The organism is Halpernia sp. GG3 (assembly GCF_052976925.2).
Genome location: NZ_JBRIIR020000006.1, coordinates 271517 through 284866, shown reverse-complemented (window position 1 = coordinate 284866; position 13350 = coordinate 271517). Strand labels below are relative to the sequence as shown.

The window sequence follows — 13350 nt, the reverse complement described above, 5'->3', positions numbered from 1 at the left end:
ATTCGTTTTTTATTTCCCTCTAAGAGGACTTCCTTGCCATGAGGTACCATCTGAAAGAGATTCTCCTTTCATCACTAACGAAAGCGCATCGATATTCACATTATTCCCAATTTCGGTATCATACAAAATAATAGTTCTAGAATGGATTGTGGTCTGGCTTCCTATTTTGACACTTCCTACTTTCATGATTCTATCTTCAAAAAGGTGGGTTTGCGGACCACAATCCTCATTTAACATCGCTTCATCGCCGATTGAAACCATATCATATTCTGTAATATCGGTTGTATTTAGCCATACTTTTTTACCGATTTTTACACCTAAAAACCTCATAAAGAAGGGCAACCATAATGTACCGCGGAGGAAGTCCAGAAAAAATATTACGGGTAATGCCTCGTAGATTGTCGTAATTCCTTCGCTCATCCATACTTTCAGGCTGTACATCGGCATTTCTGTTTTTTTATATTTTCCTACCAATACCCATTTCAATAAGACCGTGAGAAAAAAGGAGGGAAGGGCAACAATTCCTAAATAATAAAATGGCGCAAATAATAAAAGATATTGAATCTTTCCTTCCAGATAAATACTTGTATATGCAATGAATAAGACACTGCAAATGATGATGATCGTTTGTGGAAGTATAATTCTGATACCTTCTACTATGCCTCTTGCTAATCTAAGACGGAAAGGCGGATTATAGGTAAGACTATCTTTAAAAGATTCTGATTTTTGTCTCGAAGGAAGTCCGATTGGAGGTGAACCAAACCAATCTTTTTCTGAGGAGTTTTTAAGTTGTTCCTCTGAAGGTGCTTTGCTCAGCACGCCAATTAGCATATTGTCTTTTAGCTCATAACCCTGTGGAATTACTCCACTATTTCCTACAAAACTGTTATTTCCTATTGTTGTTTTTGCTAAAATTAATTTTTCATTTCTTACATCGTGTTCCCCGAGAATTACGGCATCTGCGATAAATGAACCTTCGCCAATTTCCAAGAGATTATGCGAAACATCGCTTGCCGTTGATATTTCTGAGTTTTTACCAACTTTGGCACCCATCATTATATAAAATTTACTGATATAGATAGAGGCAAAAATCGGGTGAACAATAGTCAGTGATAAATTAAAAATCTGGTCTTTTACCCATTTTTTATAATACATAAAACTATAAACTGGATATATTCCCGGTTTCATATTATGTTGCAAGAGTCTTGTAATAAGGCTTACTACACCGATGAATAAAAGAATGTATATGGTGGATAATAATGGAGCTTGCCACAAATAGTAGAAACTATAATCGGGTGAGCGATCGTCCAAATAGTACAAAGTATAAAGTGTAGGAGCTAATGGTAGAACGATCAGAAGCGGGAAAAAAAATAAAGAACACGCGTACAAAACTGAATATTGATTTCTTTTTTTTGCAGAAGATAATAATGGAATCTTTACTTCCTCTTCAGTTTTTATCCTTATTTTTTCAGCCGGACTACCATCCCAGATTTCTCCAAATCCAATAGTTTTTCCTTCATTTAAGCAACTCAAATCTTGTAATTCCCCAAACGCTTCAATTGTTGTGCCTCCACAGACAATTGCTGAGGAGCCAAGATAGGCATGAGCTTTAATATGTACTCTTCTTATTTTTAAAACACCGTTTTCGACAGAAGCATTGTCGATACTGCATCCAGAGCTTGTAGTCACATTTTCATCAATCGTCACGAGATCTTCTGCTGCGATTTGCAAAAGACTTAACTGCGCACCAGGATGCACTTTTACACCTAATAATTTAAGATATTTTGGATATAATGGGGTTTCAACAATAAATTCGGAAGGCATCAATCTTTTAACGGTTTTCCACAGCCACCATCTGAAATAATACCAACCCCAAAGCGGATAATCACCTTCTTTTATTTTTCCGATGACCAGCCATTTGGCTAAAAGAATAATCAAGGAATAAATTGGGGGAATCAAACTGTATAAAAGAACAGCACTAAGTAATGCATATATGGTTCCATATCCATTAATCTGGAAATAATAGTAACTTATATAAGGGAAAAATATCTGAATACTGAAGAGTGCAAACACAGCCATCAAGCATAAAGTCTGAGCGGCATTACATGTGTAATACTGAAAATTTGAAACCCTTTGAAAAGGCTCTTGATCTACCGGTTTTTCACTCTGTTTATTTTTTAGACATTCGGCATAAGCTGATAACGGACGGTTCTCATAAATATCTTTTAAAGAAGCATATGGAATGCCTGCCTTTTGTCTTAAATGTGAAACAAGAGTCGCTGCCAGTAAAGAATGTCCACCAAGATCAGTAAAAAAATCATCATTCAGATTAATATCTTTTCCTGGAAATACCCATTTGAGAGTTTGAATCAGTTTTTCTTCTAAAGAAGCCTCTAAATCAATTTTAATTTCCTCTTTTTTTTCATGAAGACTAAAATTTTCGGGAATAGGTAATTTTTTTCTGTCGATTTTTCCACTTGGCATTCTCGGCATTTCTTTCAGTTTAATGATCGAAATAGGAACCATATATGGCGCTAAAAATTTCGCCAACTCTTTCCGCATTTCATTTTCATCAAATAAAGAATCGTCGTTCATAACGGCATATCCTACGAGTTGCGCTTGCTCATTAGAGTCTTCTTTAACGGCAACAGCGGCTGAAGAAACGCCAGGAAGCTGATTCAATCGCGTTTCAATTTCACCAAGCTCTATTCTATAGCCACGAAGTTTGATCTGATCATCTATTCTCCCTTGGAATTCGATAAATCCGTCTTCTCGAATAATAACTGCATCTCCCGTTTTGTAAATGGTATCACCAGGGAGTTCAGGGAAAGGATTATTTAGAAATTTTTGTTCGGTAAGCTCGGGAAGATTAAAATAACCTTTACTTACGCCAGGTCCCGAGATGACCATCTCACCACGTTCACCTCTAGGAACAATTTTTAGATTTTCATCAATGATAGCAATGTGATAATTAGGCAAGGGAGGACCAATGGTAAGTTCTTGCTGTGCATTCAGAATTGCCATGTTAGAAGAAACAGTGGTTTCCGTAGGACCGTAACTATTAATAAATATTCTATACGGTTGGGCCCATTTTTTCTGTACTTGTTTTGTACAGGCTTCGCCACCGGTATTAATTAATCTTATGGAAGGAACTTCATCAATAATCGCTAAAATACTTGGTACCGCATGAAGAACAGTAATCTTGTTTTTAGTTAATACCTCGCTAAGTTCATCGATTGCTTTTACGGTAATAGCATCGGCAATCCATAAAGTTGCGCCAGCGAAAAGGCTTATCCAGACTTCTTCACACCACATATCAAATGAGACGGAAAATCCTTGATAAACAATATCAGTATCTTTTATTTTTATAAAATCTTCTTCAGACCTTATTAAATGACAAATGTTTCTGTGAGATATGGGGATTCCTTTGGGGTTTCCCGTACTTCCAGACGTAAATAATACATATGCCCAATTATCCGAAAAATGATAAGATGGTAAAGAAGGAACAATAGAATCTGGTTGATCAGCAATTTGCAAAGACTTACAATGGATTCCAGCATCCGTATCAGAAAAATAGGTCTTAACTTGAATATCAGTAAAGACTTTTTTTATTCTGTCTTCTGGCATTTCTCTATCCAAAGGAACATAAGAGGCTCCGGCTTTTAATATTCCCAATATGGCAACAGGAAGTTCAAGACTTCTAGGATACCATATCCCAACACAATCGCCAGGCCTTACACCCGATTGTTGTAGTTGTTGGGCAATTGCATTACTCCAGTTATCAAGTTCTCCATACGTGAGTTTTTTATCTTTAAATATAAAAGCTGTTTTATCATTGTACTTTTTAAAAGTAGGAGCTAGTAATTCTGGAAGAGTTTCATCTCTTATAAATTCAGGAGATATTTTTCCTAAAATAAAGCTTTTTGTCATTGATGATCTATTAAATTCATAAGGTTGATATCTAAATTGCTTAAATCTCTCTGTAAATCTAAGAGATTAATTTGAAATTGATTTGGTGTTATTGAAATATTTCCGGTGATCTATTCCAATTTTTAAAACTTATTTATTTAAATTAAACATCTTGGTCTTAAAGGTATTCTATCCCGCATCAATTAAAGTTGAAATTATTTTTAAATTAAAATCATCTTAAAATGTGCCTCCATTCTAATTTCCTTTTGTCTGCCATCGTAGTATTGATACGGCAATTAATTTAGGCTTAGAGTTTTAGAAGTAAAATTTTAACTTTGTAATCATTAATAGACTGAAGGTATTTATTTTCAATAATTGTAATTATCAAACTATCTTTGCATCAAAAATTAGAGATAAAAAAAGATATTAAAATAAAGAAACGATGAAAAATTTAGGACAATTCAAAATAATTCTTCTCGCTGTAGGATTATTCTCAGGATTACTTTTTGGACAAAAAATTAGCAGTAACTCTGTTAAAACAGTAGTTTCGGGAACCTCTACTTTTCACGACTGGACTATGACTTCTGAAAACGGGTCTTTTTCTGGAATCATTTCCGGAAATATGATCAAAGATGTTAGATATTCTATGAATGGTAAAACTCTCAAAAGTGGAAAAGGTGCTATGGATAATAACGCATACAAAGCAATTCTCGCAGATAAATTTCCAAACATTACTTTTATCGCAACCTCCATTAATATTGGAAAAGGAACGATGACCGGCAAGCTTACCGTTACCAATATCACAAAAACAATAAATCTTCCTGTTAATGTAACTAAAAGTGGGGATTCCTATAACATTTCGGGTACAACCACTATCAAAATGACAGATTATGGCATAAATCCTCCTTCAATGTTTTTAAACACCTTGAAAACAGGAAACAACCTTGCTATCACCATCAACGCTATCGCTAACTAAACGAAGAGAAAAAAAATCTTAAAAAATTTTTATTTAACTGTTGCCTTCTCTAATTTTCTTGAAGGAATCACTCTAATAGAATCTTTATCTGTAAAAATAGTATCATTTTGAATAATTGAAAAAGCTTTCGGGTTTTTTTGAAATAGAATCTTTTTATAATCTTCTTTTTGAAACTGATAATATTTTTTTATACTTTCAGGATTTACACTAAAAACAATTTCCACAACTTTATTTAAACTTAAACTTTCCTTTAATTTATTTGCCAAAATTTTATAGCTGCCTTTGGATAAACTGTCATTTGGAAAGGGTTTTAAATTATATTTTAAATTTTCTATATCTAAATTTTGCTTTATAGAATCCGAAATATTTTGAACCGAAATTGGCGCTGATTCTTTTTTCTGATTAATAATAAAAAAATAAACGATACTTCCAGACCATAAAAATAGAGAGCAAAACGTCAAAATTTTAAAGACATCGTATTTTGGTTTGTCAGATCTATTATTATTTTTAGATTTTAATTTAGAATTATTGTTATCCCAATTTTGATGTGAAAAATTAGAATTTTCAAAATCTGGTTTAAATTTTAATTCAGAAAACGGTGTTAATTTAAAATTTACAACTTCTCTTCCATTTTTTAAACTATCCAAAAATTGACGCTTATTTTCGACAAAAAATTGTTTTACATGGTCGATATTTTGATGAGATTTTAGTAATAAGATTGCTTCACTGATAATTTTTAAGAATTCTGCATAATTTTTATTACCGTCTGAAATGTTTTTTTTTAAAGCATTTATTTTATCGTGATTTTCCTCATGAAATTTTAAATTTATACCAAGCTGCGTTTCCAGTTCCGAAACCCTTTTATCTCTTTCTATACCTAAATTTTTTTTTTCTTTTTCAAATTCCAAAATTTGAAAATTAATTTTTTCTTCATGTTCTAATTTAAAATCATTGAGTTCATTTTCATACTCTAAATGATGTCCAACGTTTTGGATCAATTTATAAATCCCTTTCTCATTTACAAATTTTGCTATTTCTTCACTGTTTGTAAAGTAAATGCAATCATATTTATTGAGCATTTTTAAAGCTTCGCTAAAATAATTATTCAGAGTATTTGGCTTTGTTTCACAAAAGACAACTAAATATTTATTGGAACTTTTAAAATCCGTTAAATCATTAAAACTTTTAGAATTAAAACTCAATTTATCAAAATCCTTTGGCAATTCTGCGGAAAACTGATTGGAATGATTGACGGAAATCACATCATCCTTGGTGTTTTTTAATACCAAAGTTTTGTGAAATTCATTTAACTTAGAAATTGTAATATTTTCATCAGCAATTTCACCAATAAAAATTAAACTCGAACCGATAAAGGTGCCTCCACGATCAGAATCCTGCTCCTTAGCATAAGTATAAATCGTGTAGGCAACTGTCTTTAAGCCGTTTACAATTTCCTTCCGGATGGCGTAAAGTGTATTTCCGGGGAAAAGTTTAATACTGTTTGTATTTAAATCAAATGTTTTAATTGATTTAAAAAATTGAGGATCTTCTGCAATAAAAGGACTTTGCCGGAAACCATTGGGATTTCCAAATGTACCAAAAGCCAGTAAATAAATTGGATCTTTCATATGAAGTTATTTATTGTTTTTTAAGGTCTTATGCAATCGCCTAACTTCATGAGTCTTCATTTGTAAATTTATTAAGCGCAAGGTCATAAAGCATTAAAAACCAAATTTAATCTTCTCCCAAAATGTACCTTCATAGTCCAACGGATAACCGACAATACTTTCATACAACCAATTTGAAAGCACTTCCGCAGGCGCTAAATTGAGTGATCTAATTCTTTCACCTTCACCTGCATTTTCTAAACTTCCTATTGTAAAATAGGTTTTATTAAGTTCATAGGAATTAATGCGGTTATTGGTTCTTGGTAATCTTTCTATGATAAAATTCTCTAATTCTGCTTCACTGGAAACATCAGAACGACCAGATTTATCCCATTTGGAAACCACTAAAATCACGTTTATTGATTTCAGATTTTGACCTTTTCGTTCCAGCTCATCTAAAAATTCATTGATTAATGTATCTTCCTGATGCGCCTTATCATAACTTGTAACAATAATAAAAGTGAGCGGAATATTGGCGTTTAAATAAGCGTCAATACTGCTGTGATAAGTACCGCCACGTCCAATATCTTTATGATTTTCCCCAGAAGTTTCCAGAAATGTAAGGTTAATGGGGGGCACTTTTTTAGATTTATTATTCGGCTCAAAGATCAGATCTAATCTTGTGACCTGATCGCGCGTTGTTCTACTCGGTAAAACTCCTTGTCGAATATTTTCAAAAAAGTCTGACAGTAAACCTTGTGCTTCTTTTGAATTTGGCGTACCCAATTTTGGTCTTAAAACTCCAGCTTGTGAACTTAAATAATATAAAATAGCCGAAAGAATTACGGATTTTCCCGATTCTCCAACACCAAAAAAGAAGACAAAATTGCTATCTTTATTTTTTATATCATTTGTTGTTGCGTTTGCTAAAGGCACGAAATTATCGTTTGAGCCGGTATTGGTATCAAAAGATAAGGGCTTTATGGTTTCCTGATTTTCAAAAGACAGCGGATCAAATTTTTCAGTATCGTCCATTATTTTCTAATTTTTTGGGATTAAAGTTCTGCCGCTTCGCTTATTATTGAAAACACTTCCGTTATTATCATTATTTCCACTGTTATCTGGCGTTACCAAAAGAACAATAATTACAATTACAAAATCTAATAAAATACAGCCCATTAAAACCACGAATTGATAAACACCAAAATTTTTGATTGCATGTTCAAAAGCAAAACCAATTTTTCCCACTTCCTGCGTTTTGGAAACTTCTGGTGTAAATTTATATTTTTCAGCACCTAAGACGGTTTGCGCCCGATTCCCCAATTTATTATAATCGGATAAAGATTCATCAATCAAACCTTGTGAGGCTTCATCTTGTTCTTTTTTTGACAAAAGTAACAGATCCTGAATTTTTTTATTCCATTTTACAACCGAAACATTAATATCACTTTTCAGCACACTTTCTTCTGGTGACAGATCTGATATCATATTATCGATCTGTTTGCCCATTCTTTCTGATAAATCTGCGTAATCGTTTTTTACTGGCGTTAATAAGTCCACTTTTTGACCCGTTAATTTTTCAATATCTGCAATTAAAGATTGCGCTCTCGTCCCAATTCCTTTATTACCAGGATCTTTGATCTGTTCTATTAATTGCTTCTTTTTAATTTCAACATTCTGCGTGGTGGCTTTATCGTATTTATAATTAAATTTAGTCTCGACATCTGCCTGTAGTTTATTAAAATTTTCATTAATGCTTCGAAGTTCCGACGTATAAATATCCGTGCGCATGAAACGCGTATAAAGCGCATTGAAATTAGCAATGAAACAAAAGGAAGCTACGAAAATGTAAATCCCGACCAAACTTCTGGTTGGTTTTCCTTCCAGTTTTGCCTGACGGATCATGAATATTAAAAACAATAATAACAGTGATAAAACAAAAGCGATCACAATAGAAGCATTGCCAAAAATTTGCTCTAATCCCAGCCAGGTTTGATAAAAGCTGACACTGATCAACAAAATTGCAAGCACCGCAAGAAAGATTTCACTTGGCCCAATTGCATTAGATTTTTTACTCATTTACTTTAATTTATGTTTGTGATAAGCCTACTATTAATATTTACTGATCATTTTACAAGTGATTAATTTTGCTCAATTATTACTTTTACTTTAAATCAAATTTTATATGATCAGAAATATAAAAACGGATTTTATACAAAAATAATATATTCTACTTATAATGCCCAAAAATCCCAAAATCACTTGGCGTCCAAAGCGCGGCTTTTTGTCCGGCTGCTTTCAAACCATTGTTTGTCCAGGTGTTGCAGGTATAAAGAAAACTATAACTTCCTTTGGCTTCGTAAAAAGAATCATTATCGCCATAGACGGCATTTGTAGAAATTAAAATATTATTTCCATCTTTATTTTTATCAAATTTTATGTCAATAAATTTAATCAAATCACCATATTGATTTTTGGTGAGCATGATTTTTTTACAATCTTTTCCTTCTTTCATTTCATTATAATAAGTGCAGTGCATCGCAGATTCACCAAGCCAAAAAGCAGCATAAAAAGCCGTGGAAAATTTTAATTGAGACCAAGTAGGCGTGTCAAGATAGAAACCTTTGTCGCCCCAACCGATTCCTACATATTTAAAATTTCCATTTTTCGATCTGGTGTCTATATAAGGAATTTTTGAACTCCAGTCAATCTGCTCAGATTTTACAGGAACAACCAAATCTGTATGGTCACCGTTTGTAAATATATAAATGGGAATGTTCGCGACATCATTTGTTGTTTTTTTTGCAACTTCGATCAAAGGAATTACCAAAGCTAAAATTACATAGATTACTACAAATCCTAGAATAGCACCGATGATTTTTAAAAGTATTCTAAGTGTTTTTTTGAGCATATTATTTGTTATTTTTTAAAATAGTAGCCATGTTGGTTTTCGTAAAATTAGATTAAAAAGTTAACATTGCTTTTAATATTAAATTTATTATAAACCAAAATTCTTCCTGATTTTTTATAAAATACTAATTTTTGGTTAAAAATCTAATATTTCTCTCTAAGCCCGCAAATTTTGTCCTTTTTACGGGAGATTTTTGAAATATTTCCGAGAACAGATCCTGACTTAGTTCCTGCCAATTTTCTTTTTTAAAATCTTTCAAATAAGCATTTGGTTGAAACTTTTCCTGCTTATTTGGTAAAGAAAATCGATTCCAGGGGCAAACATCTTGGCAAATATCGCAGCCGAACATCCAATCTTCCATTTTACCTTTAAATGACGTGGGAATTTCATTTTTTAACTCTATCGTGGCATAAGAAATACATTTGCTACCATCAATAATTTTATCTGAAATTATCGCATCTGTCGGGCAAGCGTCGATACATTTTCGGCAAGTTCCGCAATGATCAGTAGTTTCAGAATCTGCGATTAAATCTAAATCGCAAATAATCTCTGCCAAAAAATAAAAAGACCCGTTCTGTTTCGTGATTAAATTAGCATTTTTTCCGACCCAGCCAATTCCAGATTTTCTTGCCCAACTTCTTTCTAAAACTGGCGCCGAATCAACAAATATTCGGCAATGAAAATCACCTATTTCCTGCTTAAGTTCATTAACTAAGTCATTTAAAATTCCTTTGATAATTTCATGATAATCTTCTGCATACGCATATTTTGAAATTTTAAAATTGTCTAAAGTTTCAATTTTTTCGGTAGGAAAGTAATTGTAGGAAAGGGAAATGACAGATTTTGAATCTTCAACTAACAAAGTAGGATCTAATCTTTTATCAAAATGATTTTCCATGTAAGCCATTTCGCCGTGGTAATTATTTTTAAGCCAATTTTCTAATTTTGGTGCATCTTCTTCCAAAAATTCTGCTTTTGAAATACCACAAGATTGAAAACCAAATTTCTGGGCTTTTTGCTTTATTAAATCCGAGTATTTTTGTTGATTTTGAAGCATTCAAATTCTTTGTGGATAGTTGAAATTTTGGTAAATTTGTTTTCAACAAATACAAAAATACATTTAAAAATAATAAAATGACATTATCAGAAATTATAGAAGCGGGAAATTACCATTTAATAGATGTTCGCGAAGAAATGGAATTGGAAATGGATGGACAGATCGAAAAAGCGCACAATATTCCCCTTGGTGAAATGGAAGACAGAAAGCAGGAAATAATTAATTTTAATGGACCAAAAATTTTCTTTTGTAGGAGTGGTGCTAGAAGTGAAAAAGCGATGCAATATTTTAAAAATGAAGGAATGCTGGATGTTTACAATGGCGGCGCATTCGAAGAAGTTAAAAGAGCTCTAGAGCAAAATTAAATTCTTTTCATTCTAAAATTTTGAATAATCGGCAGAATTAAACTCTGATAAAAGATTTTCAAATACTTTTTCAACGGGCAAGATTTCCTTTATTAAAGAGGAAACTTGCCCGATTTCTAATTCACCTTCTTCTAAATCTCCGTCGAACATACCAAGCTTTGCGCGTGCCCTTCCCAACGTTTCTGTGAGAACTTCTTTATTTCTGCCATTTTCATAATGGCTTTCCAGATCTTGATAAAATTTATTTTTCACCATTCTAACGGGCGCCAATTCTTTTAAAGTTAAATGTGTGTCGCCTTCATTTAATTCTGTTATTTTATTTTTCCAATTTTCGTGGGAACTCGCTTCGTTCGTTGCCGCAAAACGAGAACCGATCTGAACGCCATCTGCACCAAGAATCATCGCAGCTTTCATTTGCGACCCAACTGCAATTCCACCCGCAGCAATTAAAGGTTTTGAAATATTTTCGCGAACATTGGGAATTAAACAAAAAGTCGTGGTTTCATCTCTTCCATTATGTCCGCCGGCTTCGAAACCTTCCGCAACGATGGCGTCAACATTTGCCTCTTCGCATTTGATCGCAAACTTTGTAGAAGAAACAACGTGCGCTACTTTTATACCTTCCTTCTGTAAAATTTCTGTATAAGTTTTTGGATTTCCGGCAGAAGTGAACACAATTTTAATATCTTCTTCTAAAATTATTTTGAAGATTTCTTCTAAATTCGGATACAACATCGGGACATTAACACCGAAAGGTTTTGAGGTTGCTTTTTTACATTTCTGAATGTTTTCCCGTAATATATCTGGATACATACTTCCCGCACCAATTAAACCCAAACCACCGCAATTTGAAACCGCAGAAGCCAACTTCCAGCCAGAGTGCCAAATCATTCCACCCTGAATAATGGGATATTTTATCTGAAATAAAATGTTGATTTTATTTTCACTTGTTTCTTTCATCTTTTTGGCTGTACCAAAATCTATAAAACTACTCATTGCGCAAAAATAAGAAAATTTTGGAAAGTTGGATAGTTGTGAAGTTGTGAATAGACTTATTTAAAGTTTTAAAATAGTATGATTTTAATAAAAAAAAATCTCTGAACGAATCAGAGATTAAATTTTATTTTGACATTGCTGTTTTCTTGTAATTGGTCTTAAATTTACATTCGTCATAGCGGTTATCAATGGAAATAAAGGTTTTAGGAATTTCTACATTAATCCACTTTTCTATCATTTCATTTTTCTTTTTGGTAAGTGCGAGGTCTTTTACGCGGTCATAATCTGTACTGATATCCAAACGGTGCGCTGCAATTACATCTTCTACTTTTAAAAGCGAAACCACTTTTTTATCATTTAGTGTATCCTCAAAAACATCAGTCATATCGCCTTTATTTATGCCTGCAATTTGATAAGCAATATTTGCAGCAAGTGTCGTTTTTTCTAATTTATCAGATCCATCCTGCCCGGAAATTAATCCACCGCTGAATTTTGTCTGTTTGTTATTAGAAAATTTAAAAGCGGCATTTTTAAAAGTAATTTCCCCTTTAGCGATCAATGTTTTAATACTGTCTAATTCTTTTTTAGCAGTTGCAATTTCACCTGCATCTGGCACGGCTTTCAGCAATATATGACGTGCATCATATTGCTTACCAGATTTTTTAACCAATTGAATAATGTGAAAACCAAATTCTGATTCGACAGGATCAGAAATTTCCCCATCTTGTAAATTTAAAGCTGTAGCTTCAAAAACTTTCACCATTTTACCGCGCGAAATATTTTTATAAAGACCACCATTCTTTGCTGAACCAGGATCTTCAGAATAAATTCTGGCCTCATTTTCAAATGTTTCACCGTTTTTAATATCCTGCTTAATTTTTTTTAATTTATCAATCAACTCCTGTTTGTGTGCTTCTTTTAATTTAGGATATAAACTAATTTCCGCCAAAGTGACCTCATCTTTTACTTCTGGTAGCTGTGCTTTATAAAGTGCATAAAAATCTGTTACTTCATTTGGTGTAACATCTGCTTTATCAGTTATTCTAGTATATTTTGCCTGTCCATAATATTGATCAGTATCAATTTTTTCTATCGTATTTTTCATCTCAAATGGAGTTCTGAATTTATACGCAGTAAGCATCGCTTTTTCGTCTGGAAACTGGGACAGAATTTGAGTGTATTTATTATTTGTATTTTCTTTAATTGCCGCGCTACGGTTCTCAATCAAGGTATCTTTTTTAGCCTGATAAATCAATAGTTTGTTGCCGACCATTTTTTCTAAAAACTTACATTTATCGGAAACATTTTCACCTTGCTGTTGCGCATAAGTAAGCTGTTCCTGGATATCTGATTCTAAAACTATTTCGTTCCCAACCACGGCAGAAATACCATCAACAAGTTGACCTGCTTTTATTTGTGCGTCTACTTTTATAACGCCCAAGAGAAGAAAAAATACGAAAAATAAATACTTTATGGCCTTTGTCATTATTTGATTTTAAATAAGTTGCAAATTTATGATTCTAAATGAA

The 13350-nt window shown here is 32.8% G+C and carries 10 protein-coding genes; 2 read left to right on the top strand and 8 right to left on the bottom strand.

Features of this window, described 5'->3' with window-relative positions; translation table 11 throughout:
- Positions 1 to 9 precede the first annotated feature (9 nt).
- The gene (locus ACVBED_RS02320) at positions 10 to 3930 is read right to left on the bottom strand and encodes a Pls/PosA family non-ribosomal peptide synthetase (protein WP_473094419.1); all 3921 of its coding nucleotides are present in this window, start codon (positions 3928 to 3930) and stop codon (positions 10 to 12) included.
- A 421-nt stretch (positions 3931 to 4351) separates the two neighbouring features.
- Between ACVBED_RS02320 and ACVBED_RS02315 the strand changes: the two genes are divergently transcribed.
- Complete coding sequence (locus ACVBED_RS02315) at positions 4352 to 4885, top strand: YceI family protein (RefSeq protein ID WP_447120966.1); 534 nt, start codon at positions 4352 to 4354, stop codon at positions 4883 to 4885.
- Positions 4886 to 4914: 29 nt separating this feature from the next.
- Here ACVBED_RS02315 and ACVBED_RS02310 read toward each other — a convergent pair whose 3' ends face one another.
- The 5 genes from ACVBED_RS02310 to queG form a co-directional block, all read right to left on the bottom strand.
- The gene (locus tag ACVBED_RS02310) at positions 4915 to 6513 is read right to left on the bottom strand and encodes a hypothetical protein (protein WP_473094418.1); all 1599 of its coding nucleotides are present in this window, start codon (positions 6511 to 6513) and stop codon (positions 4915 to 4917) included.
- A gap of 93 nt (positions 6514 to 6606) precedes the next feature.
- Positions 6607 to 7527 (bottom strand): hypothetical protein, encoded by a 921-nt coding sequence (locus ACVBED_RS02305; protein WP_447120962.1) that lies wholly within the window; start codon positions 7525 to 7527, stop codon positions 6607 to 6609.
- A 6-nt stretch (positions 7528 to 7533) separates the two neighbouring features.
- Complete coding sequence (locus ACVBED_RS02300; RefSeq protein WP_447120961.1) at positions 7534 to 8571, bottom strand: hypothetical protein; 1038 nt, start codon at positions 8569 to 8571, stop codon at positions 7534 to 7536.
- A 151-nt stretch (positions 8572 to 8722) separates the two neighbouring features.
- Entirely contained in the window at positions 8723 to 9403 is a 681-nt protein-coding gene (locus tag ACVBED_RS02295; protein WP_473094417.1) for a TIGR02117 family protein, read from the bottom strand.
- A gap of 124 nt (positions 9404 to 9527) precedes the next feature.
- Positions 9528 to 10460 carry a tRNA epoxyqueuosine(34) reductase QueG gene (gene queG / locus ACVBED_RS02290; protein ID WP_447120960.1) on the bottom strand — a complete coding sequence of 311 codons (933 nt, stop codon included), beginning with the start codon at positions 10458 to 10460 and terminating at the stop codon, positions 9528 to 9530.
- A gap of 77 nt (positions 10461 to 10537) precedes the next feature.
- Here queG and ACVBED_RS02285 point away from each other — a divergent pair, with 77 nt between their 5' ends.
- Entirely contained in the window at positions 10538 to 10825 is a 288-nt protein-coding gene (locus ACVBED_RS02285; protein ID WP_447120959.1) for a rhodanese-like domain-containing protein, read from the top strand.
- Between the two features lie 12 nt (positions 10826 to 10837).
- Here the strand turns inward: ACVBED_RS02285 and ACVBED_RS02280 are convergent, their stop codons facing one another.
- Both ACVBED_RS02280 and ACVBED_RS02275 read right to left on the bottom strand, forming a co-directional pair.
- On the bottom strand, positions 10838 to 11821 hold the full coding sequence (locus tag ACVBED_RS02280; RefSeq protein ID WP_473094416.1) for an NAD(P)H-dependent flavin oxidoreductase: 984 nt from the start codon (positions 11819 to 11821) through the stop codon (positions 10838 to 10840).
- A 124-nt stretch (positions 11822 to 11945) separates the two neighbouring features.
- Positions 11946 to 13307: a peptidylprolyl isomerase gene (locus tag ACVBED_RS02275; protein ID WP_447120958.1), complete on the bottom strand. Its 1362-nt coding sequence runs from the start codon at positions 13305 to 13307 to the stop codon at positions 11946 to 11948.
- Between the last annotated feature and the right edge of the window lie 43 nt (positions 13308 to 13350).

Bases quoted from the DNA above. Each gene is read 5' to 3' on its own strand.
- ACVBED_RS02320 (WP_473094419.1), bottom strand. From the start codon at position 3,930: ATGACAAAAAGCTTTATTTTAGGAAAAATATCTCCTGAATTTATAAGA.
- ACVBED_RS02315 (WP_447120966.1), top strand. From the start codon at position 4,352: ATGAAAAATTTAGGACAATTCAAAATAATTCTTCTCGCTGTAGGATTA.
- ACVBED_RS02310 (WP_473094418.1), bottom strand. From the start codon at position 6,513: ATGAAAGATCCAATTTATTTACTGGCTTTTGGTACATTTGGAAATCCC.
- ACVBED_RS02305 (WP_447120962.1), bottom strand. From the start codon at position 7,527: ATGGACGATACTGAAAAATTTGATCCGCTGTCTTTTGAAAATCAGGAA.
- ACVBED_RS02300 (WP_447120961.1), bottom strand. From the start codon at position 8,571: ATGAGTAAAAAATCTAATGCAATTGGGCCAAGTGAAATCTTTCTTGCG.
- ACVBED_RS02295 (WP_473094417.1), bottom strand. From the start codon at position 9,403: ATGCTCAAAAAAACACTTAGAATACTTTTAAAAATCATCGGTGCTATT.
- queG (WP_447120960.1), bottom strand. From the start codon at position 10,460: ATGCTTCAAAATCAACAAAAATACTCGGATTTAATAAAGCAAAAAGCC.
- ACVBED_RS02285 (WP_447120959.1), top strand. From the start codon at position 10,538: ATGACATTATCAGAAATTATAGAAGCGGGAAATTACCATTTAATAGAT.
- ACVBED_RS02280 (WP_473094416.1), bottom strand. From the start codon at position 11,821: ATGAGTAGTTTTATAGATTTTGGTACAGCCAAAAAGATGAAAGAAACA.
- ACVBED_RS02275 (WP_447120958.1), bottom strand. From the start codon at position 13,307: ATGACAAAGGCCATAAAGTATTTATTTTTCGTATTTTTTCTTCTCTTG.